Consider the following 25,354-nt stretch of genomic DNA (forward strand, 5'->3'; position numbering starts at 1 on the left):
TTCCCGCCTGCGCGGGAATGACGAGCGAAAAAAAACGGCGCCGCGGCGCCGTTTTTTACGTCATCGATAAAACCGCTTACGGCTGCGACAGCAGCGCATTCACCGGCAGCAGATCTTCCTCGCGCAGCGAACCGGCTGCCGCTTTCAGCTTCAGGCCGGCCAGGATGGTGTTGTAGCGCGCCTTGGCCAGGTCGGTGCGGGTCTGGTACAGCTGGCGCTGGGCATTCAGCACGTCGATGTTGATGCGCACGCCGACCTGGTAACCCAGCTTGTTCGATTCCAGTGCCGAGTTGCTCGACACTTCAGCCGCTTCCAGCGCCTTCACCTGGGCCAGGCCCGAGTTCACGCCGAGGAAGGACTGGCGTGCCAGCAGGGCCGCGTTGCGGCGGTTCGCTTCGAGGTCGTTCCTGGCCTTGTCTTCCAGGGCGATCGACTCGCGCACGCGGCTGGTGACGGCAAAGCCGCTGAAGATCGGAATGCTGTACGAAATGCCGATGGCGTTGTTGGTCGAACGGCCCGACTGCTGGGTCTGGCCGCTGAGGCTCGTATGCTGCGAACTCGCCACCAGGTCCAGGGTCGGGTAGTGGCCGGAGCGCTGCTTCGAGATCTCGCGCTTGGCCGATTCCACCTGCAGCTGGGCCACCGACACGGCGTAGTTCTGGTTCTCGGCGGCCGAGACCCACTGGTCGACGTTGATCGGCTGCGGCGCGGTCAGGTTGACGCCGGTGCGCAGGGTCGCCAGCGCGGCCGGCGGAGTGCCGATGATGGCTTGCAGCGCCGTCTTCTTGCTCTCCAGGTCATTGACCGCGGCGATCTCCTGCGAGATCACCAGGTCGTAGGCGGCCTGGGCTTCATGGGTGTCGGTGATGGTCTGGGTGCCGACTTCGAAGTTGCGCTTTGCCGAGGCCAGCTGCTCGGTCACGGCTTCCTTCTGGGCGCGGGTCGAGGCCAGGGTGTCCTGGGCCGCCAGCACGTCGAAGTAGGCCTGGGCCACGCGGGTGATCAGGTCCTGCTGGGCCTGGGCGAACTGGGCTTCGGCAATCGCCTGCTGCAGCTTGCTCTGCTGGTAGGTTTCCCAGCGATCCCAGCGGAACAGCGGCTGCGACAGCTGGACCGTGTACTGCTTCTGCGTCGTGGTGGCCGAACCGCCCTGCACGATCTGGCTGACGCCGTCCTCATCAGTGATGATTGCGCCGTTGTTCCACGGCGTGTTCTCGCCTTTGGCGCGGGTCACGTTACCGACCACGCCGACGGTCGGCAGCAACCCCGCACGCCCCTGCGTGATGCGTTCGCGTCCCGCAGCGGCGGAAGCGCGAGCGCTCGCGTAGGTGGCATCATTCGCCAATGCCTGCTGGTACACCTGGAGCAGATCGGCCGCCTGGGCGTTGAGCGAGAAAAACGCGCTGGCCAACAGCACGGCGATGAGGGGTTTCTGCATTACTTTCTCCGTCGGAGTCATCAATAGTCAAGGACACAGGCCGCCAGGATGCTCAGTACTTCGGCATCGATGGATCGACCTGCACGGCCCAGGCGTGTATGCCGCCTGTCAAATTGGTAATCTTCTCAAATCCGTTACGTTCCAGGAAAGCCGCCACCTGCATGCTGCGTGCGCCGTGATGGCAGACGCAGACGATTTCCTGGTCATCGTCCAGCTCGCCGACGCGGATCGGGATCAGGTTCATCGGGATCTGCGTCGAACCGTCGATGTGGCAGGTCTCGAATTCCCAGTTTTCCCGCACGTCGAGCAGCAGCGGTTTCGGGCGCGACGGGTCGGCCAGCCAGGCCGCCAGTTCGGGAGCGCTAAGGTGATTCATCTCAGAACTGGAAGTGCGAAACTGCCGGCGCGCCGGTCAGGTACTTCACATTGGTTTCGAACACTTTCACCGTGTTCCAGCTGTTCTCGCCGGTGCGGGTGACGATGTTGAATTCCATGGCCGGCGGCTCGCCCACGATCGCAGCGATACGGCCGCCCACCTTCACCTGCTTCAGGAAGGCTTCCGGCAGCACTTCCAGCGCGCCCGAGATCACGATCACGTCGTAGGGTGCGCCCTTGTCCCAGCCTGCGGCGCCATTGCCCAGTTCCACGGACACGTTGCCGATGCCGGCCTTGGCCAGGTTCTTCTCGGCCAGTTCCTTGATCTCAGGGTTCACTTCGACGGTGGTGACCTTGGCCGCACGGTGCGCCATCAGGGCCGCCATGTAACCCGAGCCGGCGCCGATTTCCAGCACGTTCTCATGCTTCTTGAGGCCGATTTCCTGCAGGATGCGCGCTTCGATTTTCGGGTTCAGCATGGCTTCGCCGCCCGGCAGCGGGATTTCGGCATCCGCGAACGCCAGGTTCTGGTACGCAGCCGGCACGAACTGTTCGCGCTTGACCACGTGCAGCAGGTCGAGGATGTCGGTGTCCAGCACGTTCCACGGACGGATCTGCTGTTCGATCATGTTGAAGCGGGCTTGTTCGATATTCATCTTGTTACTCGGCGAGAAATTAAATAATCCGATATTTTATCGTTGAACGGCCTCGGGAAACACATCTTAGCGATATGGCACCCAAGACCACGGGAAATTGCGACAGTCTGCAGTTTAGAAGGGATGAACGCCGGAAAAAGGCGTCTTGACGCGACAATACAATCACGCCGATGGTTTGCTGCCAGGCGGCAGCAGACCGTTCAGGGCCATGTCGAGGAAGGTGTCGAGGAAGGCCAGCGGCTCCAGCTCCGCGCGCGGGCAGGGGCCGACCGAATGCTTCCAGGTGATCAGCATGAGCATGGGCGCGATCAGCACCTGGGTCATCAGGTTGATGTCCATGGGCCGGAACTCGCCGCGTTCGATGCCGCGCTCCAGCATGCGCGAGGTGGCGGCGGTGCCGCGGTTGATGACCTCTTCCTGGTAGAAGCGCGCCAGTTCGGGGAAGTTATCGGCCTCGGCCATGACCAGCTTGATGATGCCGGAAGCCTTGGTCGCACCCAGGCGCTGCCACCAGGAGTGGATCATGTGGCGCAGCAGGTCGGCGCTGTGACCTTCGAATTCCGCGACCGAGGCTTCGGCCTCGCCGATGACGGGCACGATGCTGCTGCGGACCACGGCCTTGAACAGCTCTTCCTTGTTTTCGTAGTACAGGTAGAGCGTGCCTTTCGAGACCCCGGCGCGGCGCGCGACGTCTTCCAGGCGTGTGGCGGCGTAGCCACGTTCGACGAACAGGTCGATGGCTGCCTCCAGCAACTCCTGGGGCCGCGCGTCTTTACGGCGCTCCCAGCGTGGCTTGGCGTCAAATTGGCATGTCATGCGTCTGTCCAGCAACTAACTGTCGAGTCAGGAAATATAGACCGGGGGCTGGGGTCAGTCAAGCTACCGGTAGTATACTGCCCGGATGATTGCCCCGTCCGAACCCGCCAGCTGCCGCCCCGGCTGCGGCGCCTGCTGTATTGCTCCTTCGATCAGCTCTCCCATTCCCGGCATGCCGAACGGTAAGCCGGCCGGCGTGCGCTGTGTGCAGCTGGACGAGCACAACGGCTGCAAGATTTTTGGGCAGCCGGAACGGCCGAAAGTCTGCGGCGGCCTGCAGCCCTCGCACGAGATGTGCGGCGATTCAAGCGGGCAGGCGATGTTCTTCTTGAGCGAGCTGGAGCGCTTGACGGCCTGACAAGGCGAGAAAAATGATGCCGGGTAACTCGACGGTGGCGCTCTCAGGCATGGTAAGCTTGCGGGCTGCCTGGCGCAGCATCCCTTCCGCGTTCCGACCACAATAACATCCTTAACAAAAACTTCATGGACATCATTCTCGCCCTGAAAGCGATCATCATGGGCCTCGTCGAGGGCTTCACTGAGTTCCTGCCGATTTCCTCCACCGGCCACCTGATCCTGGCCGGCAGCCTGATCAACTTCACGGGCGAAGTCGCCAAGGTCTTCGAGATCGCGATCCAGGCCGGCGCCATTCTTGCCGTGATGTGGGAATACCGTGCGCGCATCGCTACCGTGCTGAGCGGTCTGACCTCCGATTCGCGCCAGCAGAAGTTCGTGCTCAACCTGATCGTCGCCTTCCTGCCGGCCGCGGTGCTCGGCTTCCTGTTCAGCAAGGCGATCAAGGCCCACCTGTTCGCCCCGGTGCCGGTGGCGCTGGCCTTCATCGTCGGCGCCTTCGTGATCCTGTGGGCGGAACGCCGTCACAAGGTGCTGCCGGGCTCGCACCGCGTCGAAACCGTCGACGACATGAACATGCTCGACGCCTTCAAGGTCGGCTGCGCACAGTGCTTCGCGCTGGTGCCGGGCACCAGCCGTTCGGGCGCCACCATTATCGGCGGCATGCTGTTCGGCCTGTCGCGCAAGGCGGCCACCGAATTCTCTTTCTTCCTGGCGATTCCGACCCTGCTGGCGGCTACCGTGTACTCGGTCGTCAAGGCGCGCCACGAGCTGCATGCGACCGACCTGCCCCTGTTCCTGGTCGGCGGCGTGGCGGCCTTCGTTTCCGCCTTCCTTTGCGTCCGTTGGCTCTTGCGCTTCATCAGCTCGCACGACTTCACGGGCTTCGCCTGGTACCGTATCGTGTTCGGCATCGTCATCCTCGTCACCGCGCACTTCGGCTGGGTGAACTGGGTAGACTAACCTGCTGGACTGGACTGAACAAAGCAACACCATGACGAGCGACATCCCAGAACGCGCGCTGCACATCCTGCAGACGGTCTTCGGCTATCCCGCCTTCCGCGGGCAACAGGCCGAGATCGTCGAGCACGTGGCCAGCGGCGGCGACGCGCTCGTGCTCATGCCCACCGGCGGCGGCAAGTCGCTGTGCTATCAGATCCCGGCGCTGGTGCGCGACGGTGTCGGCGTGGTCGTCTCGCCGCTGATCGCGCTGATGCAGGACCAGGTCGACGCCCTCGCCGAAGTCGGCGTGCGCGCAGCCTTCCTGAACTCCACGCAAACCTTCGAAGAGACGCTGCGCATCGAACGCCTGGTGCGCACCGGCGAGATCGACCTGGTCTACGTGGCGCCCGAGCGCCTGATGACCCAGCGCTGCCTGGACCTGTTCGAGGACTCGCACATCGCGCTGTTCGCGATCGACGAGGCGCACTGCGTCTCGCAATGGGGCCACGATTTCCGTCCCGAGTACATCCGCCTGTCGATCCTGCACGAGCGCTTCCCGCACGTGCCGCGCATCGCGCTGACGGCCACCGCCGACCAGCTCACGCGCGCCGAGATCGCCCAGCGCCTGCAGCTGGACGAAGCGCGCCAGTTCGTGTCCTCGTTCGACCGCCCGAACATCCGCTACGCCATCGTAGAGAAAACCAACGGCCGCAAGCAGCTGCTGGATTTCATCTCGGCCGAGCACCCGGGCGACGCCGGCATCGTGTATTGCCTGTCGCGCAAGAAGGTCGAGGAGACCGCCGAATTCCTCAACGAGAACGGCATCCGCGCCCTGCCCTATCACGCCGGCATGGACTACGCGCTGCGATCCGATAACCAGGCGCGCTTCCTGCGCGAAGACGGTATCGTGATGGTGGCGACCATCGCTTTCGGCATGGGCATCGACAAGCCGGACGTGCGCTTCGTCTGCCACCTCGACCTGCCGAAATCCCTCGAAGGCTATTACCAGGAAACCGGCCGCGCCGGCCGCGACGGCCTGCCGTCGAACGCCTGGATGGCTTATGGTCTGCAGGACGTGGTGCTGCAGCGCCGGATGATCGACGAGTCGGATGCCGACGAGAATTTCAAGCGCGTGCTGTCGTCCAAGCTCGACGCCATGCTGGGTCTGTGCGAAACGCTCAGCTGCCGCCGCATGCGCTTGCTGGAATATTTCGGCGAGCGCTCCGGCCCCTGCGGCAACTGCGATACCTGCCTGATTCCGCCGGTGTCTTTTGATGCGACCGTGCCGGTGCAGAAGCTGCTGTCGGCCATCTACCGCGTCGACCAGCGCTTCGCCGCCGGCCACGTGATCGACGTGCTGCGGGGCGTGCAGACCGAGCGCATCACGCAGTGGCACCACGACAAACTGACGGTATATGGCGTCGGCGCCGACCGCAGCGAGCATGAATGGCGCGCCATCGTGCGCCAGGTCATCGCCTTGGGCCTGATCACCGTCGACCACGACGCCTTCAGCTCCCTCAAGCTGACGGAAAGCGCGCGGCCGGTGCTGAAGGGCGAGCGCAAGGTCGAGCTGCGCCAGTACCAGAAGCCGGTCAAGCAGAAGCGCCAGGCCGGTCCGACCAAGGGCTATGTCGAGATGGACCTGTCGCCGGCCGAGCAGAAGATCTTCGAGAAGCTGCGCTGGTGGCGCCTGGAGACGGCAAAGGCGCACAGCGTGGCCGCCTTCATCATCTTCGGCGACGCCACCCTGCGCGAGATCGCCAAGGTCAAGCCGACCTCATTGGACGAGCTGCGCGTGGTGTCGGGCGTGGGGGCGAAGAAGCTGACCTCCTACGGCGACGAGATCGTGGCCATGATTACGGAAATGGTTTGATTCGGTAGGGTGGGCACCCCGTGCCCACGTGTTACGTTTGAATGATGCCGGCATTTACGTGGGCACGGGGTGCCCACCCTACATCCGGCATCATTCGCGAAACAGGTGCACGAAGGTCCGGCTCACCGCCAGCTTCTCGTCACTCCCCTTCACCAGCACCTGCATCCGTTCAGCATCGATCCGCTCCGCCGCAGCAATCGCGTTGGCGTTCACCACGGTGGCGCGGTGGATCTGCCAGAAGCGGTCCGGATCCAGCGTGCTCAATAAGTCCTTCAGCGGCGTGCGCACCAGCGCTTCGTAATCGCGCAGCACGATGCGCGTGTAGCGCGTGTCGGACTGGAAGAACAGCACTTCATCGACGTCGATCACGCGCACCTGGCGCCCGACGCTGGCCTTGATCCATTTGGTGCGTTCCTGGCGCACGCCCGGCAGCGCGGTTTTCAAATTGCGCAGCAGCGTTTCAAACGCGGCGCCGTCCGCGGGCGGCTGCGCCAGCTTGGCCTTCAGACGCGCCACCGCCCGCTCCAGGCGATCCGTCTGCACCGGTTTGAGCAGGTAGTCGACCGCGCCGGCGTCGAAGGCGTCCACCGCATACTGGTCGTAGGCGGTAACGAAGACCACGTGCGCCATCGTGCCGATGCGTTCGGCTACTTCGAGGCCGGACAGGCCTGGCATGCGGATGTCGAGAAAGGCGACGTCCGGCTCGTGCTCCAGGAAACCGTCCCAGGCATCGTTGCCGTTTTCCGCCACCGTGACGACGCGCGCTTCCGGCCAGGACTGCGCCAGCATTTCCAGCAGGCGCTCGCGCATCAGGGGTTCGTCTTCGGCGACCAGAATGCTTGGATTCATCGTCATTGTGCGTAGGGGATGGTGACGTCGGCGATCAGGCCCGGCTCGCCGTCGCGCAGGTTCAGGCCGGCCGCCTCGCCGTAGGCCAGGCGCAGGCGGTGGCGCACATTGTCCAGTCCCGTGCCGCCGCCGTCGTCCGGCTCGGGCAGCGTACTCATGCCCACGCCGCCATCCTGCACGCGGATGCGAACCGCGCCATCGGCCGCCTCGGCCGACACCGTGACCTCACCGCCGCGCAGGGCCGGCTCGATGCCGTGCTTGATCGCGTTCTCGACCAGGGTCAGCAGGATCATGGTGGGCAGCTGCACCTGTTCCAGTGCGCGCGGCAGCTGCAGGCTGAAACGCAGGCGCTCGCCCAGCCGCACCTGCATCACCTTCAGGTAGGACTCGACCAGGCCGAATTCGGCGGCCAGGGAGACCTGCTCGCTGCGCATATCGCGCATGCTGGAGCGCAGGAAGTCGATCAGGTTGCCGGTCAGTTCCGCGGCGCGCGGCGCACCGTGCTGGGCCAGCTGCTGCACGGCGCCCAGGGTGTTGAACAGGAAGTGGGGCTCGATCTGGGCGCGCAGCAGGCGCAGCTGGGATTCGGCTAGTTCGCGCGCCAGGCGCGCCTGCTCGGCTTCGCGCTGCAGGCCGGCGTTGATGGCTTCGGCCTGGCGGTTGCGCAGCATGCTGATCGCCAGCAGCGGCACCAGCATGGCCAGCCCGGCGCCAGCGATCAGCGCCAATGAATGCGGTAATTTGCCGATGACGTCTGCCAGCGGCTTGGGCTTGGTCCACATGGCCGTGCCTATCCCGAGAACAGCGCCAAAGACGGCAAAGCCGAGCACCGTCAGCAGCATCATCCATTTTTCCCGAACGATGCGATGGTAGTCGAACCATGCGCTGATCACGGCGGCTGTAACGGAAAAACCGAGCATGTTGGCGCCGAGGATGGCAACCATCCAGCTGTCCATTCCCAGACCGAAGTACAGCGGAACGGCGCACAGGCTGAAGGCCAGCGCCAGTCCGGCAAGCGCGCAGTAGAGGCGGCGGCCGCGGTAGGTCAGCGAGAATTCGCGCAACTGCTTGCGCTGGAGCGGCGGCATCTCGGCCAGCTTGTGCGCAAAGCGACGCCGCCAGCCTGCCGGCGCCTGGGCCGCCAGCTCCGGCTGCGCGAGCACGGCCAGCTGCTCCTCTTCCAGTTCATCGTACCAATTCGTCAATTTGCGCCACATGCTGCCCTCCCGTAATCGTTAATATATAGCAACGATTACAGTCTAGGCAGATCAGTCGGCGGCGGACAGCGAAACGGGATGAAGCACGAATCCGGGTGAACGAACGACGAGAGGCGTAGAGCGCAGGCGCTCTACTTTTTGGTGAACACCAGGTCCCACACGCCATGGCCCAGCTTCAGACCGCGGTTCTCGAACTTGGTCAGCGGGCGGTAGGACGGCTTGTCGGCATAGGCTTCGGCCGTGTTTTGCAGAGCCGGCTCGGCGCCCAGCACTTCCAGCATCTGCACCGCGTAGTCTTCCCAGTCGGTGGCGCAGTGGATGTAGCCGCCCGGCACCAGCTTCTGGCACAGCAGCTTGACGAAAGGCGGCTGGATCAGGCGGCGCTTGTTGTGGCGCGCCTTGTGCCACGGGTCCGGGAAGAAGATGTGGACGCCGGCCAGCGAGCCGTCGGCGATCATGTTGTTCAGCACCTCGACCGCGTCATGCTGGATCAGGCGCAGGTTCTCGATGCCCTGCTCGCCGATCTGCTTGAGCAGGCTGCCCACGCCCGGGGTGTGCACTTCGACGCCGACGAAATCCGTGTCCGGCATCGCCTTGGCGATGTGGGCGGTGGTGTCGCCCATGCCGAAGCCGATTTCCAGCACCAGCGGCGCGCTGCGGCCAAAGGGCGCGTGGAAGTCGAACATCTCCTTGCGGTACTCGATCATGAATTTCGGCCCGAATTCCTCGAGCGCGCGCGCCTGCCCCGTCGACAGCCGTCCCGCACGGGTGACGAAGCTGCGGATGCGGTGCTCGGTCGGGTCGTAGAGCATCGGACGGCCTTGGCTGTTGGTGGGCGTATCGGAAGACATGATCGGTGTGGGCAAAGAGAAAGGGCGACATTATAGCAGCGCCTGTCGGCAGACTTTACAGTGAGGCCCCGGCCGAAAATCCAAGTGTTTGTTTTTTCTGACATTTTCCTTGAAGGCATAGAAATTGCTTCCTTGCAAATAAAGTATGCATTTTCAATACAAGGGAAATCACCATGAAAAAAATGAATCTGCGCGCCCTCGCGCTGGCTGCATGCCTGAGCGCGTTTGCCCTGCCGGCGTCGGCGGAATGGATCAATGTCTACCAGTCGACCGAAGCGGCCAAGGGACCGATCGGCCAGACCTGGACCGGCTCCTGGGCCGATGGCTGGAACATCGCCGAAGCACCCAGCGATGTCTCGATCATGGGCGCGACCCTGTCTTACCGCTACCTGGCCGCCGGCGGCTGGGCCGGTACGCCAACCCAGACCTATGTCTTCACCACGACAGCTGTCCGTGACGAAGTCCTGAACCTGGGGATCGACCTCAGCTCGAACGCCCTGTGGACCGGCTCGGCCACCGAAATGTACGTCTGGCAGGGTGACACCAGCAACAAGGTATTGCTGGCCACCGCGACCGGCGACGCCATCGAACACCAGCAGATCACCCTGACGCTGGGCAAAGGCTCGCAATGGGGCTTCATGGCCGTCAGCGGCAGCGTTGGCGATGACCTGCATTACTCGGGCGACCTGTACGGCTCCTTCACCATCACCGACCCGGCCACGCCGGTCGACAACGGCAACGACGTGCCGGAACCGGCCTCGCTGGCCCTGCTGGGCCTGGGCATGCTGGGCATCGCCGGCGCGCGCCGCAAGAAGGCGTAAAAACCCTGCCCCAGGCGGGAACGGGACGAGGCCGCACGCGGTTCTCATACATAATGGCGCTTCGCCGAATGAAAAGAGAACCGTAATGCAGCCCACGTCCCACCCGATTGCGACGGAAGACAACGTCGCCACCTTCCAGCTGACTTCCTACCGCTTCGGCACGCCCGGCGCAGGAAAAAAAGTCTACATCCAGGCCTCGCTGCACGCCGACGAAGTGCCGGCCATGCTGGTTGCCCACGTGCTGCGGCGCGAGCTGGAGCGCCTGGAAGCCGAGGGCCGGATCAAGGGCGAGATCGTGCTGGTGCCGGCCGCGAATCCGATCGGGCTGTCGCAGGTGGTGCACGGGGCGCCGTTCGGCCGTTACGACCTGTCTACCGGCCTGAATTTCAATCGCTTCTACAAGCACGTCGCCGCCGAGCTGAAGGCATCGCTGAAGGATAAGCTGGGCGCGGACGCCCAGGCCAACGTGGCCCTGGTGCGCGAGCATGCGCGCCGCTCCATCGCCAGCTGGAACACGGACAGCCCGACCCAGGACCTCAAGAAGACCCTGCTGGGCATGGCGATCGACGCCGACATCATGCTCGACCTCCACTGCGATAACGAAGCCGTGCTGCACCTGTACTGCGGCACCCCGCTGGCCGAGCAGGTCAAGCCGCTGGCGGCGCTGATGGGCGCGCACGCGACCCTGCTGGCGCGCGAGTCCGGCGGCGAACCCTTCGACGAAGCCTGCAGCCGCCTGTGGTGGGAGCTGGCCGACCACTTCGGGCCGGCGCTGCCGATCCCGATGGCCTGCATCGCCGTGACCGTCGAGCTGCGCGGCGAGATGGACGTGCGCTACGACCTGGCCGAGAAGGATGCGCAGGGCCTGCTGCAGTACCTGGCGCACCAGGGCGTGCTGGACATCGAACGCACGCCGCTGCCGGACCTGATTGCCGAGCCGACCCCGCTGGAAGGCGTGGAGCCGCTGGCGGCGCCGCACTCGGGGGTGCTGGTCTTCCTCAAGCGCCTGGGCGAGCGGGTGCAGGAGAACGAGGCGGTGGCGGACATCGTCAATCCGGTGAGCGGCAAGGTGACGACCTTGCGGGCGACGCGGCCCGGGATTCTGTTTGCGAGTACCGCGCACCGGCATCTGCTGCGCGGGATGCACGTCTGTAAGATCGCGGGCGGGGAGCCCTTCCGCACCGGCAGCCTGCTGGGCTCCTGAAACCTAGGCGGCGAGGCGCTCGTCGAACAGGTAGCGCCGCGCCAGCAGCGCGGCCATCGCCTCGGCCGGCATCGGCCGCGCCACCAGGTAGCCCTGCACCTCGTTGCAGCCCAGCGTGCGCAGGATCGCCAGCTGGTCCTCGTTCTCGACGCCTTCGGCCACCACTTCCATGCCCAGCGCGTGCGCCATCGAGACGATCGCCTGGAAGAACACGGTGCCCTCCTTCGAGCGTCCCAGTTCCGCGGTGAAGGAGCGGTCGACCTTCAGCACGTCCATCTTCATGCGCTGCAGCTGCGACAGCGACGAATACCCGGTGCCGAAATCGTCGACGTGCAGCTTGACGCCCAGCGCGCGGATCGCCGCCAGCTCGGCCAGGATCTCTTCCTGGTCACCCATCATCGCCGATTCCGTGATCTCGACCTCGAGCAGGCGCGCCGGCACCGCGTGGCGGGCTAAAGCCTCGGCCAGCTCGCGCCGCACGCCGCCGCGCAGGAACTGCTTGGGCGAGACGTTGATGGACACCGGCGCCGCCGGCAGCCCCTGCGCGGACCAGGCGGCCAGCTGGGCGCAGGCGCGGTCGATGACGATGGCGCCGATCGGCACGATCAGGCCGCTCGATTCGGCCAGCGGAATGAACTCGTCGGGGCGGATCATGCCCAGCTGCGGATGCTCCCAGCGCAGCAGCGCCTCCATGCTCAGCAGCTCGCCGCTGCGGGTGTCCACCCGCGGCTGGTAGTGCAGCACGAACTGGCGCTTGTCGATCGCTTCCAGCAGGCGCTGGCGCAGCTGGGCGCGGGTCTTCAGGGTCGTGGATTGGGCCGGGTCGAAGAAGCGATACTGGCCCTTGCCTTCGTTCTTCCCGGCGTACATGGCGATGTCGCTGTGGCGGATCAGCGTGGCGGCGTCATTGCCGTCGCGCGGGAACACGCTGATGCCGACCGAGGCGCCGATCGCGTGCTGCTCCTGGTCGATCTGGAAGGGTTTGCTGAAGGCCTGGATGATGCGCTGCGCCACCATGCCGACCTGCTCGTCGGTGTCGAAGGGCCTGAGCAGGACGATGAATTCGTCGCCGCCGAAGCGCGCCACGCGGTCGCTCGGACGCAGCTGCGACAGCAGGCGGGTGGCGGCGGCCTTCAGCAGGCGGTCGCCGACCGCGTGGCCGTGCGAGTCGTTGACCTGCTTGAATTCGTCGAGGTCGATGAACAGCAGGGCCATGCCCTGGCCGTTCGCTTCCGCATGCGCCAGTGCGGAGGGCACGAAATTCAGGAACCAGTGGCGGTTCGGCAGGCCGGTCAGGCTGTCCTCGTTGGCCAGACGCGCCAGCTGCACTTCGTGTTCCTTGCGCTCGCTGATGTCCTGCAGGGTCACGGCCAGGCCATCGCCGACCCGCACCAGGCGCCGGTGGCCCCAGCGGATGTTCAGCTGCCTGCCGTCGGCCGCGGCGAGCTCCGGCATGCGCCGGTCTTCCTGGTGAAAACCGGTGGCCATCGCCTGGCGGTAGGTCGCGATCAGCTCCGCCGAACCGAGCCCGCGGTCGAACCGGGACACCAGACTGCCGACCAGCCGCTCGCGCGTCATCCCGTAGAAGAAGGCGCCGCGTTCGTTGCAGTCGACGATGCGGAAGTCCTGGATCTGGCCTTTGCGGTCGCGCAGCGGCGACACCATGTAGAAGCCGTCGTTGCCGCTCTCGGTGGCGGTGCGGTAGGCGCGTGCCACCTCGTCCTGCTCGCGCGCCCGCGCGGCCGAGCGCAGCGACAGCATGCTGGCGATGCCAGCCAGTAGCAGCAGCACGGCCGTGGCCATCGAGGTGTAGGTGCGGCTGTCCTGCCAGTAGGCGTCGGCCCCGGCCAGCGCGGCTTCGTGCGACAGCGCGACCAGCGCCACCACCGGATAGGCACTGGAACGGCGCCAGCCCAGCACGCGCGCGCGGCCGTCGCCGAAGCCGGCCTGTCCCGCCTTGCCGGGGCGCCGGACCGCGTCGACCAGCTGCACGCCGCGCGCCACCGGCCAGCGGTCGGCATTCGCCGGCAGCAGCGAGGCGCGCGCATCGGTGCGCACGATGCCCTTGCTGTCCTGCTCGATGCGCAGGTTGGCCTCGACGCCGACCAGCGCCAGCAGACTGTGCGCACCCAGGGTCGGCGAGCTGACGAAGGAGGTGAAATAGGCGGCATCGACCGCCATCAGCAGCACGCCGTCGAATTCGTCGTCGCCGGTGTCGAGGCGGCGCGTGAACAGCACCGCGCCGCGCATGCCCAGCTCCGGCGGCGGCATGGCGATGCGCAGTGCGGAGGAGTTGTTGTCGCGGTGCTGGAGGAAGAAGGCGGAGGTGGACAGGTCGAGGTCGGCGCCGGTCCGGATGCCGCTCGCCGAAGCCAGCCGGCCGTCGCGCCCGATCACGCTGACGGCGACGAAAGCGCTGTCGGTGAACATGCCGTCGCGCCGCATGTCCTCGATCAGCGTGGGCTTGTGCGAGTGCTCCCAGCTGTGCTTGAGCTGCATCGTGATCTGGTCCATCTGCGCGATGGAGCGCGTCACGTACTGCTCGTAGGCTTCGGCGTAGGCGTCGGCTTCCTTGAAGGCCTGGTCCTCGGCGCGGTGGTGCTCGGCGTTCGCGCGCAGCATGGCGGCGGTCCACAGCGCGGCGCAGGCCAGCAGGGCCAGCGCGGGCCACAGCAGCGCAAGGAATCGGTGGGTGCGCGGGGCGGTATGCGTGCTGGGCTTGCTCATGCGGCAAGTCTAGCCAGCGATCGTTACCGTTTGATGACAGCGCCGGCGCGCCGCCCGTTCAGCGCCCGTGCACCCTGGCGGCTTCCGCCAGCACCTCGTTGACCTGGTCCATGTCGGCCGGCTTGACGAGGTAGTGGTCGAAGCCCGCCTGCTCGGCCTCCTTGCGGTCCTGGCTCTGGCCGTAGCCGGTCAGCGCCACCAGGGTCGCGCCCGCGCTCTCGGGCTGGCTGCGCAGGCGGCGCGCCAGTTCGTAGCCATCCATGTCGGGCAGGCCGATGTCGAGCAGCAGCACCTCGTGCGGCTCGCGCCGGATACGTTCGAGCGCACCCTTGCCGTCGTATTCCACGCTGACGGCATGGCCCTGCACCTCCAGCAGCGCGGCCAGCATCTGGGCGGCGTCGACGTTATCGTCCACCACCATCACGCGCAAGGCGCCCGGCGCCTGCATGCCGGCTGCAGATGAATCGTCGTCGTCCGCACCGTTCGGCGCCGCCAGGCGCGGCAGGCAGATGCAGAATTCGCTGCCCTCGCCTATGCCCTCGCTATTGGCGTGCACGGTGCCCCCATGCAGGGCCACCAGGCTTTTCACCAGGGCCAGGCCGATCCCGAGTCCGCCCTGGGAGCGGTCCGGAGTGCGCTCGGCCTGGGTGAACAGGTCGAAGATATAAGGCAGGATGTCGGGCGCGATGCCGACGCCGTTGTCGCGCACGGCGACGTGGACGCGCTTCTCGTCCACCGTTACCGACAGTGTGATGCGGCCGCCCGGCGCCGTGTACTTGGCGGCGTTGTTGAGGATATTCGAGATCACCTGCACCAGGCGGGTGCGGTCGCCGATCACGTGGGCGCTGCGGCCGGACAGCTGCAGCGTGAGCGAGTGGCGGCGCGCATCGACCAGCGGGCGCACCTGCTCCACCGCGGCGGACACGATCACGTTCAGGTCCAGCTCTTCCTTCTCGAGCGTGACCAGGCCGCGGGTGACGCGCGAAACGTCCAGCAGGTCGTTCACCAGGTCGGTCATGTGGGCGGCCTGGCGCGCGATGATCTCGCTGGCGTTGGCCACGCTGCGCGCATCGAGGCTTCCGACTTTCAGCAGCTGGGCCGCGGTCATGATCGGCGCCAGCGGATTGCGCAGCTCGTGGGCCAGCATGGCCAGGAACTGGTCCTTCTGGCGGTTGGCGGCGCGCAGCTCGTCCTCGACCTGCTTGCGCGCGGTGACGTCGCTGCCCTCGACGAAGATGCCGGAGACGGCGCCGCCGGCGTCGCGAATCGGCTGGTAGATGAAATCGAGGTAGCGCTCCTCAAGCGCACCGTCCGGCTCGCGCTGCAGGCGCAGCGGCAGCGCATGGCCGACGAAGGGCTCGCCGGTGCTGTAGACGCGGTCGAGCAGTTCGAAGAAGCCCTGACCGGCCACCTCCGGCAAGGCCTCTTTCGCGGTCTTGCCGAGCAACTGGCGATGGCCGACCAACTGCAGATATGACTGGTTGGTCAACTCGAACACGTGCTCGGGGCCGCGCAACACGGCCATCAGGCCCGGCGCCTGCTCGAACAGGGCGCGGAAGCGCTCGTTCTCCTCGTCGCGGTATTTGTCTGCCAGCACCTGCTCGGTGACCTCGACGCAGGCGCAGTGCATGCCCTGGATCGCGCCATGTTCGTCGCGCACCGGAGAGTACGAAAAGGTGAACCAGGTCGGCTCGTCGTAGCCGTGGCGGTTCATCACCAGCAGCAGGCGCTCGGCATAGGTGGCCTCGCCGTTCAGGGCGCGGTCGATCAGCGGGCTGATGTCGTGCCAGATTTCGCCCCAGATGTCATGAAAGCGCCGGCCCAGCGCGCGCGGGTGCTTGTCGCCCAGGACTTCGCGATAGGGGTCGTTGTACAGGAAGCCGAGTTCCTTGCCCCAGGCAACGAACATAGGAAACGTCGAGTTCAGCATCAGCCCGACCACGATGCGCAGCGCCTGCGGCCAGGTAGACGGATGCCCAAGCGGCGATGCGCTCCAGTCCTGCGTGCGCATCATCTCCCCGACCTCGCCGCCTCCGCTCAGGAACATGAGCGAGCCGGCAAGACTGTCAGCGTCGTGCGGTGAGGCTTCAGGTAGCGGGGCGTGTTGTTGCATGGTCAAGTCTGGTCCGAGGAAGACCAGAGTTTGCCATAGTTTCAAGATGGGAGACGCACCACGCGGCCCTGAAAGGCGGGAAGACTGGAGCGGGTGAAGGGAATCGAACCCTCGTATGAAGCTTGGGAAGCTGCCGTTCTACCATTGAACTACACCCGCGTTGCCCGCATTCTACGCGGGTTCTAGCCCCTTTGACAAATCCCGACTACCCCCTCGTTGATGCCGCCTAAGATGATCGGGGCAGGCTTTTGCGCGCCCAGGTAGAAGCTTTTCGCATGAGCTTGCACTTTTATATTCGTTTGAATCCGCAAACCGGCCCGCTATATTGGGCGCGCGGCGCGCATGCCCTGGCGCAGCGCTCATTTCACTCGAGGAACTCTAATGGCACACTTCGACATCGGCGCGATCGTACGCGACCTGCACGACGCCCGCCAGCAATGGCGCCAGGCCCACCGTCCCGCCGGCGAGGTGCGCGGCATCGAATTCCCGTCGCGCGACGCGCTGGCGGAGATCGTCGCCCAGCTCAAGGGCGTGCTGTTCCCGATGCGCCTGGGGCCGCCCGGCCTGCGCCGCGAAAGCGAGGACATCCACGTCGCCCACGCCCTCGATTCCGCCCTGCACTCGCTGCTGCGCCAGGTGCAGATCGAGCTGCACTACAGCGCCGCCCTGCAGCAGCGCACCGACGGCGACATCGCCAGCCAGGCCCTGGCGGCCACCCAGGCCTTCGGCGCCGCGCTGCCGGACGTGCGGGTGCAGGTCGACAGCGACGTGCTGGCCGCCTACCAGGGCGACCCGGCCGCGCGCAGCGTCGACGAAGTGCTGCTGTGCTATCCCGGCGTGCTGGCGATGATCCATTATCGGCTGGCGCATCGCCTCTACGAACTGGGCTTGCCACTGCTGGCGCGCATCATCTCGGAGCTGGCGCACGCCGCCACCGGCATCGACATCCACCCGGGCGCGAAGATCGGCGCCGGCTTCTTCATCGACCACGGCACCGGCGTCGTGATCGGCGAGACCGCCGTCATCGGCCAGCGCGTGCGCCTGTACCAGGCTGTCACCCTGGGCGCCAAGCGCTTCCCGACGAATGCCGACGGCAGCCTGCAGAAAGGCCTGCCGCGCCACCCGATCGTGGAAGACGACGTCGTCATCTACGCCGGCGCCACCGTGCTGGGACGCATCACGGTGGGCAAAGGCGCGGTCATCGGCGGCAACGTGTGGGTGACCGAGGATGTGGCGCCAGGCGCGCGCGTGGCCCAGGCTGCGGCGCGCGAGGAAAGGCTGGGGCAGCAGAACGAGCCGGCCTGACGCAAGCGCGCTAGCGGCTCACTTCGGGCTCTCGACCGTGTAGCCCCTGGCCTGCAGCGCGGCCAGGTAGCTCTTCGGCCCAAGGATGTCGCTCATCTGCAGCACGGCGACGGTCGAAGCATTGTTGGCCAGCGATCTTTCGGCTGCCGTCAGCCACGATGCCATGCGGCGTTCGCGCAGATTCTGGAATGCCGGGTGCTTTTTGGCGGCGGGGCTGTTGAAGAGCGCGTCCGTGCAGGCGCCCTCGCGTTCGGCGTAGTCGAGATTGCCGATCTCGGCGACGTTGCCGTTCGCCCAGGCGTTGGCGCGCACGCGCATGGCATCGATATCGCCTTCGAAGCTTTCAAGCGTCCTGGTAAAACAGGCGACGTCCTCCAGTTGCGATTGCTTGAAATCTTTCAGCAGGCGCCCCGGCTCCTCGAGCTTGATCGAGACACCGGTCGGGGTCAGCTTCACGCCGCGCCGTTTTGCGATGTCATCGATCTGCTTGCGCACCTCGGCGCCGCCGGACAGGCCGCTCTTCTTCATGGCGGCGTCCGTCAGTTTCTGCGCGGCGAAGAAGGGACGGAAGGTTTCGACCTTGTCGTCCTCGCCGATGTATTTCGCTTTCAGCACTGCCCAGCGCGCGTAGACATCGGCCGGCACCACCTGGCGCAACTCGGCGCCGTCGGGGTTCTTGATCGCACCGACCAACGACGGCAGCGCAGCCACGGCCTTCAGGCCGCCCCACCAGCCGACGCCGACGCTCACGCCCGGCGGCGCCAACACTTCCTGCGACTGCCCGATCAGGCGGTCGACCCGGCTGTCGTCCCACTCCATCCTCAAAGGCAGCGGCGCATACGTGCCGAACACCCACATCACGTGGCCATCCTTCGACACTTTCCATAAGCCTGGCCCGGGGCGCTTGCCGGCAACGAGAACCTGGGCCGCAGGGCCTTCCTCTCCTGCCTGCGCAGCTGCCGGCTCGGCGGGAACGGATGACGGATCGGTCTGCGCCGGCGCCGCGGCGCTCAGCAGGCTCAGTGACAAGACACAGGCAATACGCGTAGCAAGCATCGGAGACCCCCTTTATTGTTGTGTTGCCAAAGATTACCTAAATGGCATCGAGGGGGATATGGGCGCAACAGGATGTTACAAGCTGTGTATATCTAAGCCGGCGGCTCTTCCGGCTGGCGATCGAGAAGATCCTGGGCCAGCTTGAGGCTGTCCACCATGGTCTGGAAAGCCTCGCGCTTGGCCTCCTCGCCAGGCACCCGCAGCACGTAGGAGGGGTGGTAGGTGGTGACGATCCAGTGCCCCTCGTGGAAAACCGGGTGGCCGATCAAATTCTTCAGGGTCACGTTCGCCATGCGCATCACGGACTTGAGGGCGGTCGCGCCCAGCGCCACGATCACGGTCGGCTTGACGTGGGCCAGCTCCTTGTCCAGCCAGTAGTGGCAGGCCTCGATCTCCTTCTGCGCCGGCGTCTTGTGGATGCGGCGCTTGCCGCGCGGCTCCCACTTGAAATGCTTGACGGCGTTGGTCACGTAGATGCTGTCGCGGTCAACGCCGGCCTTCTCGCAGACCTGGTCGAGCAGCTTGCCGGCCGGCCCCACGAAAGGCTGGCCGGCCAGGTCTTCCTGGTCGCCCGGCTGCTCGCCGACGAACATGATCTTCGCCTTCTTCGGCCCTTCCCCGCCCACCGCCTGGGTGGCGAACTGCCACAGCTTGCAGCGCCGGCATTCGTCCAGCTTCGACGGCTGCTGGCGCTCCGGCTGCGCATCCTCGGGCGCGATCGGGATGGTCGTGCCCTTGCGCTGGCCGACCGCCTCGTACTGGCCGACCTTGCGTGCGCCACGCGCCGCTTCGGAAATCATGTGGGTCACGATTTTGCCTTCTGGCAAATTTTTCCAGCGATGCGAAGGGATGTGCTGCTGCATCACCGCCTGGTTCAGGCGCGCCGGGTTGAACACGCTGCGGTAGTACGTCAGCCACAGCGCTTCGCCGGTGTCTTCGAGGTCTTCGGAATTCTTTACCAAGGGGCCGGTGTTGTGCAGGGTCTGGCCATCCCACAGCACGCTGGCTTCGGGGGTGGCGATCATCCAGCTGACCTTGCCCATGCGCGAGACGAAGTGTTCCGCCACCTGCGGCAGCACGTCGTGCTGCGGCTCGTACCAAGCGACGAAACGCGGCGGCCCCGCTTCGGCCGGGCGTTCGCGGAATCGGATGTAGGCATGCATGTCGTGCTCCTCACGGCGCACCGCCTTCACCATCGCGTTCAGGCGCGCGCCGTCTTCGTCGGCCGGCGACTGCACGTCGTGCTCGCCCTGCTGCCAGCGCCAGATCACGCGGTACAGGAAGGCCCAGCGGTCCGGCACGCGGCAGCAGGCGGCGCTTTGCAGCATGTCCATCAGCGAGCGCGGGATGTGCGGCGGCGCGTGGCGCGGAGGTGTTGGCTCCAGCGGCACATTGTCGGAAGGATTATGCGGCTGCTCGGCCGTGGACGGCGCACCCGAGAACAGGTCGCCGCCCGCATACGGCGTGCTCCAGGTGACCAGCTCCGGCGGCACGTCGTGGACCAGCAGCTCGCGCGCCGCCTTGCGCCATTCGGCGAAGGTCTCGACCAGCAGCGGCTGGCCTGCGCGCTGTCGGTCGATCGCACTCATGCTGCCTGCAGCTCCGGCCACAGATTCATTTGCTGCGGCGCGTCGGCCATGTTCCGCCGCAGCAGTTCGGAAGACGTTGCGCCCTGCGCCGGCTTGTAGTCCGCGGTGACCACGAAGGGCGCCAGCTTTTTGAGGCTGCAGCGCAGGCGCGACAGATCTTCCCAGCGGATGCGGCGCAGCCGGCGCAGGTCGATGATGCGTTTCGCGGAGCGCAGGCCGATGCCCGGCACGCGCGCGATCATGTTCTCGTCGGCGCGGTTCAGGTCGAGGGGGAAGTGTTCCCGGTTGCTGAGCGCCCAGGCCAGCTTGGGGTCGATGTCGAGCGCCAGGTTGCCGGCCGACGGCATCAGTTCGCCGGCCGTGAAGCCATAGCCGCGCAAGAGGAAATCGGCCTGGTACAGGCGGTGCTCGCGCAGCAGCGGCGGCGGCGCCGAGGGCACGCTGGAAGGACTCTGCGGAATCGGGCTGAAGGCCGAGTAGTACACGCGCTTCAGCTTGTAGGAGCCGTACAGGGTCTGGGCCGTATTCAGGATGGTCTGGTCGTCGCTGGCGTCGGCGCCGACGATCATCTGCGTGCTCTGCCCGGCCGGCGCAAAGACAGGCGCCTTCGGATGATCGTCCTTCTCATCCAGCTTGGTGCGGATCGAGCCCATCGCCAGCTTGATGGTGTGGACGTTCTTCTCGGGCGCCAGGCGCGTGACGCTGTCCTGGGTCGGCAGCTCGATGTTGACGGACAGCCGGTCGGCGTACTTGCCGGCCAGTTCGATCAAACGCGGATCGGCATCCGGAATGGTTTTCAAGTGGATGTAGCCACGGAATTTGTGCTCTTCGCGCAGGCGCCGCGCGACCTCGACCAGCTGCTCCATCGTGTAGTCGCTGGACTGGATGATGCCCGAGCTGAGGAACAGCCCGTCGATGTAGTTGCGCAGGTAGAAATCCTGGGTCAGCTTGACCACTTCGTCGACCGAGAAGCGGGCCCGCGGCACATTCGAGGTGCGGCGGTTGACGCAGTACTGGCAATCGTAGATGCAGAAATTCGTCAGCAGTATCTTCAGCAGCGACACGCAGCGGCCGTCCGGCGTGTAGCTGTGGCAGATGCCCATGCCATTGGTGGCCCCCAGGCCATCCTTGTCGACCGAATCCCGCTTGGGCGCCCCACTGCTGGCGCAGGAAGCGTCATATTTGGCGGCATCGGCCAGGATCTCGAGCTTGTCTTTGAGTTCCATCGCGCAGTAAATACTGTATGGATGCACAGTATAACGCAGTTCCGATTCGCGCGGCTGTGCGTGAGCACACGTATGTAACATGAGAGAATATGAGAATTCGCAATGTCGCTTTTTTGACGAATTTGATTATCGATGTCTGTCCAGTTTCGCAACAACGTCCACATTGCCGGCGCCGGCCACGCGACCATGGTGTTCGCGCATGGCCTCGGCTGCGACCAGAACATGTGGCGTTTTCTCGCCCCGGCCTACCAGGACCGCTTCCGTACCGTCCTGTACGACCTGACCGGCAGCGGCAATTCCGACCGCTCAGCCTATGACCGCGTGCGGCACGGCAGCCTGCACGGCCATGCCGACGATCTGCTGGACATCCTGGATGCCTGCTCGGCCGGGCCGGTGGTCTTCGTCGGCCATTCGGTCAGCGCCACGATCGGCCTGCTGGCGGCAAACAAGGCGCCCGAGCGCTTCCTGGCGCAAGTGATGGTGGGACCGTCGCCCTGCTATATCAACGACGGCGATTACGTGGGCGGTTTCAACCGCGAGGACATGGAGGCGATGCTGGGCACGATGGACGCCGACTTCCCCGCCTGGTCGCAGCGCATGGCGCCTATCCTGATGGGCGGCGTGCGCCCGGAACTCACCAGGGAACTGCTGGCCAGCTTCATGCGCAACGACCAGGGTATCGCACGCCATTTCGGGCGCGCGACCTTCCTGTCCGATCACCGCGCCGACCTGCCGCGCTCGAAGGTGCCGAGCCTGATCCTGCAATGCCGCGACGACCTGATCGTCCCGCGCGAGGTCGGCGAATACATGCTGCGCCACCTGCCGGACAGCAGCCTGCGCATCATCGACGATGAAGGCCACTGCCCGCACATCAGCGCGGCGACCGCAACGTCGAGGGCGATCGACGCTTTCCTGCACCGGACGCTGGGCTGAAGCCTGCATGGACGCGCTCGAACTCCTCTTCCACCTCATCGTCTGGTGGCGCGTCGGCCTTTCGGTGCTGGCGGCAGGCCTGCTTGCACTGGTCCTGGCCAGCCTGATCCCCGGATTCGGCGGGGTCGCAGGCATCGTCGCGGTCCTGATCGGCCTCGGCGCCGGCATGCTCTGGCAAATCAACTACGAGCGCTCGAAACAGGAGCGCTCGCCGCCGCCGCAGCAGCAATGAAGCGTCAGCGGACCGGCTTGCCGTCCGCGTCCAGCACCGTCACCTCTCCCCAGCCCAGCTTGCGGATGCCCGGTTCGACCTTGCGCAGGTCGCCGATCACCAGCCACACCACGTCGTCCGGATGCACGTAGCGCGCGCCGGCGCTGGCCAGCTGCTTGTCGTTCAGCGCGCGCATGCCGCCGGCGTAGCGGCTCCAGTAATCGTCCGGCAGGCCAAGGTTGATGCTGGTGACGGCCGCGCCTTCCAGCGCATCCAGGGTGGCGAAGCGGCCCGGCAGGCGCGAGGTCACGTTGCGCATCACACTGTCGAACTCCTCGCCGGCGATCGGACGCTGGCCGGCGATGTCGCGGATTTCCTTCGCCACTTCCTGCATCGCTTCGACCGTCTTGTCGGTCTGCACCGGCGCCAGGGTCAGGAAGCTGCGCTGGCCGCGCATGTCGATCATGCGCGCGGTGGTGCCGTAGCTCCAGTGCTTATCCAGGCGCAGGTTGCGGTTCAGGCGCGAGGTCGCCATGCCGCCGAAGTTGTGCATCACGGCCTGGATCGCCAGCTCGTCCGGCTGGCCGGCGGGCAGCGACACATGGGCCGCGACGATGGTCGACTGCGGCGCTTCCGGCTTGTCGATCAGGTAGATGCGCTTGCCCGCGGTGGCGGCTACGGCCGGCACCTGCTTGGCGGGCGCGCTGCCGGCCTGCCATTTGCCGAAACTGGATTCCAGCGCCGGTACCAGCTTCTCGAGCGTGGTGTCGCCGGTCACGACCAGGGTCGCGCTGCCCGGACGGAACCAGGCGTCGTGCCAGCGCGCGACGTCGTCACGATTGACGCTCTGGGTGCTGGCTTCGGTGCCGGTCGCCGGACGGCCGTAGGCGTGATTCGCGCCATACAGGATGCCCGGCATCACGCGCACCGCGAGAGCGCTCGGCTGGGCCTTTTCCTGCCCCACCTGGGCCAGGCGGCGCTGCTTGGCCAGCTCGACCTGGTCTTGCGGGAAGGTGGCATTGAGGGCGGCATCGGCCATCAACGCGAGCGACGGCGCCAGCTTGGCGCTGGTCGCCTTCAGGCGCAGCACCGACTGGTCCTGCGAGGTGCCGGTGCTCATCTCGGCGCCCAGCGATTCCAGCGCGTCGGACAGCTGGAACGCGTTGCGCGTTTTCGTGCCCTTGTCGATCAGGCCCAGGGACAGCGAAGCCAGGCCTTCCTTGCCGGCCGGGTCGGCGGCGGCGCCGGCGTCCAGCACCAGCGCGGCGTTGACGATCGGTGCGCCATGGCGTTCCAGCAGCACCACCTTCAGGCCGTTCTTCAACTGGGCGCGCTGCATGGCCGGGAAGCTGACGTCGGGCGCCTGGCCGAGTGCCGGCAGCTGCTTGCGGTCGAAGCTGGATTTTACGGCGGCCAGTTTCGCGAACGGCTTCACGGTCATCGTGTAGTGATGTGCGCTTAACCAGCGCTTGCCGGCGGCCTTCACCTCGGCCGGGGTGGCGTTCGCCATCTGCTCCAGGCGGGTCAGGTAGGCGTCCGGGCTGCCGCCGTAGGTCATGCTCTCGGCCAGCACGTCGGCGCGGCCGCCGAAGCCGCCCAGGCGCTCGAGGCCGCGCGAGAATTCGGCCAGCTCGCGGGTCTTCACGCGCGCCAGTTCCTCGGCGGTCGGGCCCTTCTCCAGCAACTCGCCCACGATGCGGTCGATTTCACGTTCGGCTTCCGCCTGGTCGGCGCCGTTCTTCAGCGTGACGGTGATGCCGAAGCTGCCGCCCAATTCGCTGTCCTGCACACCGGCGGAGACGCTGGTGGCGATGCCCTTCTCGTACACCAGGCGCTTGTCCAGGCGCGCGCTCTTCGAGCCGGCCAGCACGTCGCCCAGCAGCTGCAGGCGCGCCACGTCCGCATCCTTCCACGCCGCCGAATGCCAGCGGCGGTAGACGCGCACCTGCGGCACCTGGTCTTCCATCTCGTCGCGGATGTCGCGGTCCAGCACCGGGATCCAGGTTTCGGTACGCGGCAGCGGCGGTCCCGGCGGCAGCGCGCCGAAGTACTTGTTGACCAGTTCCAGCGCGCGCTCCGGGGTGATGTCGCCGGCCAGCGACAGCACCGCGTTGTTCGGGCCGTAGTAGGTGCGGTACCACTCGCGGATGTCTTCCAGCGAAGCCGCGTTCAGGTCGTCCATGCTGCCGATCGTAGTCCACGAATAGGGGTGCGAGTACGGGTACATCTTGGCCGCGAATTCATAGCGTACCTTGCCGTAGGGCTGGTTGTCGCCCTGGCGTTTCTCGTTCTGCACCACGCCGCGCTCGCGCTCCAGCATCGCCTGCGAGATGTAGTTGCCGAGGAAGCCCATGCGGTCCGATTCCAGGAACAGCGTGCGTTCCAGCGCCGAGGTCGGGACGTCCTCGAAGAAGTTGGTGCGGTCCGTATTCGTGGTGCCGTTGCGGTTGTTGGCGCCGAGGTCGTCCATCGCCTCGCGGAAGCCGTGCGGATAGTTTTCGGAACCGTTGAAGAAGAAGTGCTCGAACAGGTGAGCGAAGCCGGTCTTGCCGCGCTTCTCGTTGCGCGAACCGACGTGGTACCAGACGTTCACGCCGACCACCGGCACGCTGTGGTCTTCATGCACCAGCAGGGTCAGGCCGTTCGGCAGCACGAATTTTTTGTAGGCGATGCTGTAGGCCTTGCGGTCGAAGGCCGGCGATACGGCTTTCGTCGAAGCGGTAGCGTTGGCGGCCAGGGACGGCGCGCATGCGGCGGCGGCCAGGCCGAGCGCGAGCACGATCTGCTTGAGTTTCATG

The 25,354-nt window shown here is 65.9% G+C and carries 21 protein-coding genes and 1 tRNA gene; 8 read left to right on the forward strand and 14 right to left on the reverse strand.

The annotated features are described in order from the left end of the window. Window positions 1–76: 76 nt before the first annotated feature. The 4 genes from AC07PE_RS07505 to AC07PE_RS07520 all read right to left on the reverse strand — a co-directional run bounded on the left by AC07PE_RS07505 (window position 77) and on the right by AC07PE_RS07520 (window position 3,285). The gene (locus tag AC07PE_RS07505) at window positions 77–1,438 is read right to left on the reverse strand and encodes a TolC family outer membrane protein (RefSeq protein ID WP_498762766.1); all 1,362 of its coding nucleotides are present in this window, start codon (window positions 1,436–1,438) and stop codon (window positions 77–79) included. Between the two features lie 52 nt (window positions 1,439–1,490). After that, complete coding sequence (locus tag AC07PE_RS07510; RefSeq protein ID WP_498762767.1) at window positions 1,491–1,814, reverse strand: rhodanese-like domain-containing protein; 324 nt, start codon at window positions 1,812–1,814, stop codon at window positions 1,491–1,493. Between the two features lies 1 nt (window position 1,815). Next, the gene (locus tag AC07PE_RS07515) at window positions 1,816–2,469 is read right to left on the reverse strand and encodes a protein-L-isoaspartate O-methyltransferase family protein (protein WP_498762768.1); all 654 of its coding nucleotides are present in this window, start codon (window positions 2,467–2,469) and stop codon (window positions 1,816–1,818) included. A gap of 162 nt (window positions 2,470–2,631) precedes the next feature. Further along, entirely contained in the window at window positions 2,632–3,285 is a 654-nt protein-coding gene (locus AC07PE_RS07520; protein WP_498762769.1) for a TetR/AcrR family transcriptional regulator, read from the reverse strand. An 85-nt stretch (window positions 3,286–3,370) separates the two neighbouring features. Here AC07PE_RS07520 and AC07PE_RS07525 point away from each other — a divergent pair, with 85 nt between their 5' ends. From AC07PE_RS07525 to recQ, 3 genes are all read left to right on the forward strand, one after another. After that, a complete protein-coding gene (locus AC07PE_RS07525) occupies window positions 3,371–3,643 on the forward strand; it encodes a YkgJ family cysteine cluster protein (protein WP_498762770.1) in 273 nt (90 codons plus the stop codon). Window positions 3,644–3,768: 125 nt separating this feature from the next. Next, window positions 3,769–4,602 carry an undecaprenyl-diphosphate phosphatase gene (locus AC07PE_RS07530; protein ID WP_498762771.1) on the forward strand — a complete coding sequence of 278 codons (834 nt, stop codon included), beginning with the start codon at window positions 3,769–3,771 and terminating at the stop codon, window positions 4,600–4,602. A gap of 31 nt (window positions 4,603–4,633) precedes the next feature. After that, window positions 4,634–6,454 carry a DNA helicase RecQ gene (gene recQ, locus AC07PE_RS07535; RefSeq protein ID WP_498762772.1) on the forward strand — a complete coding sequence of 607 codons (1,821 nt, stop codon included), beginning with the start codon at window positions 4,634–4,636 and terminating at the stop codon, window positions 6,452–6,454. A 90-nt stretch (window positions 6,455–6,544) separates the two neighbouring features. On the opposite strand, the gene AC07PE_RS07540 is transcribed toward recQ, so the two are convergent. The 3 genes from AC07PE_RS07540 to trmB all read right to left on the reverse strand — a co-directional run bounded on the left by AC07PE_RS07540 (window position 6,545) and on the right by trmB (window position 9,332). Beyond that, on the reverse strand, window positions 6,545–7,303 hold the full coding sequence (locus AC07PE_RS07540; RefSeq protein WP_498762773.1) for a LytR/AlgR family response regulator transcription factor: 759 nt from the start codon (window positions 7,301–7,303) through the stop codon (window positions 6,545–6,547). 2 nt (window positions 7,304–7,305) lie between these two features. Beyond that, window positions 7,306–8,520, reverse strand: a complete 1,215-nt coding sequence (locus AC07PE_RS07545) for a sensor histidine kinase (protein ID WP_498762774.1) — start codon at window positions 8,518–8,520, stop codon at window positions 7,306–7,308. 131 nt (window positions 8,521–8,651) lie between these two features. Then, window positions 8,652–9,332 carry a tRNA (guanosine(46)-N7)-methyltransferase TrmB gene (trmB, locus tag AC07PE_RS07550; RefSeq protein WP_498763013.1) on the reverse strand — a complete coding sequence of 227 codons (681 nt, stop codon included), beginning with the start codon at window positions 9,330–9,332 and terminating at the stop codon, window positions 8,652–8,654. Between the two features lie 212 nt (window positions 9,333–9,544). Here trmB and AC07PE_RS07555 point away from each other — a divergent pair, with 212 nt between their 5' ends. Next, on the forward strand, window positions 9,545–10,192 hold the full coding sequence (locus AC07PE_RS07555; protein WP_498762775.1) for a PEP-CTERM sorting domain-containing protein: 648 nt from the start codon (window positions 9,545–9,547) through the stop codon (window positions 10,190–10,192). 85 nt (window positions 10,193–10,277) lie between these two features. Next, on the forward strand, window positions 10,278–11,396 hold the full coding sequence (locus tag AC07PE_RS07560) for a succinylglutamate desuccinylase/aspartoacylase family protein (RefSeq protein WP_498762776.1): 1,119 nt from the start codon (window positions 10,278–10,280) through the stop codon (window positions 11,394–11,396). Between the two features lie 3 nt (window positions 11,397–11,399). Here the strand turns inward: AC07PE_RS07560 and AC07PE_RS07565 are convergent, their stop codons facing one another. The 3 genes from AC07PE_RS07565 to AC07PE_RS07575 all read right to left on the reverse strand — a co-directional run bounded on the left by AC07PE_RS07565 (window position 11,400) and on the right by AC07PE_RS07575 (window position 16,395). Next, window positions 11,400–14,123, reverse strand: coding sequence for a bifunctional diguanylate cyclase/phosphodiesterase (locus AC07PE_RS07565; protein WP_498762777.1), 2,724 nt, complete (start codon window positions 14,121–14,123; stop codon window positions 11,400–11,402). Between the two features lie 58 nt (window positions 14,124–14,181). Beyond that, window positions 14,182–16,236 (reverse strand): hybrid sensor histidine kinase/response regulator, encoded by a 2,055-nt coding sequence (locus tag AC07PE_RS07570; RefSeq protein ID WP_498762778.1) that lies wholly within the window; start codon window positions 16,234–16,236, stop codon window positions 14,182–14,184. A gap of 85 nt (window positions 16,237–16,321) precedes the next feature. Then, window positions 16,322–16,395 (reverse strand) — tRNA-Gly (locus AC07PE_RS07575). A gap of 222 nt (window positions 16,396–16,617) precedes the next feature. Between AC07PE_RS07575 and epsC the strand changes: the two genes are divergently transcribed. Then, entirely contained in the window at window positions 16,618–17,541 is a 924-nt protein-coding gene (gene epsC / locus AC07PE_RS07580) for a serine O-acetyltransferase EpsC (RefSeq protein WP_498762779.1), read from the forward strand. Between the two features lie 18 nt (window positions 17,542–17,559). Here the strand turns inward: epsC and AC07PE_RS07585 are convergent, their stop codons facing one another. The 3 genes from AC07PE_RS07585 to AC07PE_RS07595 form a co-directional block, all read right to left on the reverse strand. Next, on the reverse strand, window positions 17,560–18,570 hold the full coding sequence (locus tag AC07PE_RS07585) for a TraB/GumN family protein (RefSeq protein WP_498762780.1): 1,011 nt from the start codon (window positions 18,568–18,570) through the stop codon (window positions 17,560–17,562). 119 nt (window positions 18,571–18,689) lie between these two features. Beyond that, window positions 18,690–20,186 carry a UdgX family uracil-DNA binding protein gene (locus tag AC07PE_RS07590; protein ID WP_498762781.1) on the reverse strand — a complete coding sequence of 499 codons (1,497 nt, stop codon included), beginning with the start codon at window positions 20,184–20,186 and terminating at the stop codon, window positions 18,690–18,692. Beyond that, window positions 20,183–21,412 carry a putative DNA modification/repair radical SAM protein gene (locus AC07PE_RS07595; protein WP_498762782.1) on the reverse strand — a complete coding sequence of 410 codons (1,230 nt, stop codon included), beginning with the start codon at window positions 21,410–21,412 and terminating at the stop codon, window positions 20,183–20,185. The genes AC07PE_RS07590 and AC07PE_RS07595 overlap by 4 nt, the downstream gene beginning before the upstream one ends. Window positions 21,413–21,544: 132 nt before the next feature. Here AC07PE_RS07595 and AC07PE_RS07600 point away from each other — a divergent pair, with 132 nt between their 5' ends. Together AC07PE_RS07600 and AC07PE_RS07605 are read left to right on the forward strand one after the other, a co-directional pair. Beyond that, a complete protein-coding gene (locus AC07PE_RS07600; RefSeq protein WP_498762783.1) occupies window positions 21,545–22,345 on the forward strand; it encodes an alpha/beta fold hydrolase in 801 nt (266 codons plus the stop codon). Between the two features lie 7 nt (window positions 22,346–22,352). Beyond that, window positions 22,353–22,577 carry a hypothetical protein gene (locus AC07PE_RS07605; protein ID WP_498762784.1) on the forward strand — a complete coding sequence of 75 codons (225 nt, stop codon included), beginning with the start codon at window positions 22,353–22,355 and terminating at the stop codon, window positions 22,575–22,577. A gap of 4 nt (window positions 22,578–22,581) precedes the next feature. On the opposite strand, the gene AC07PE_RS07610 is transcribed toward AC07PE_RS07605, so the two are convergent. Continuing rightward, window positions 22,582–25,353 (reverse strand): M16 family metallopeptidase, encoded by a 2,772-nt coding sequence (locus AC07PE_RS07610; RefSeq protein WP_498762785.1) that lies wholly within the window; start codon window positions 25,351–25,353, stop codon window positions 22,582–22,584. Between the last annotated feature and the right edge of the window lies 1 nt (window position 25,354).

The organism is Telluria sp. GW821-FHT07G12, from assembly GCF_059418525.1.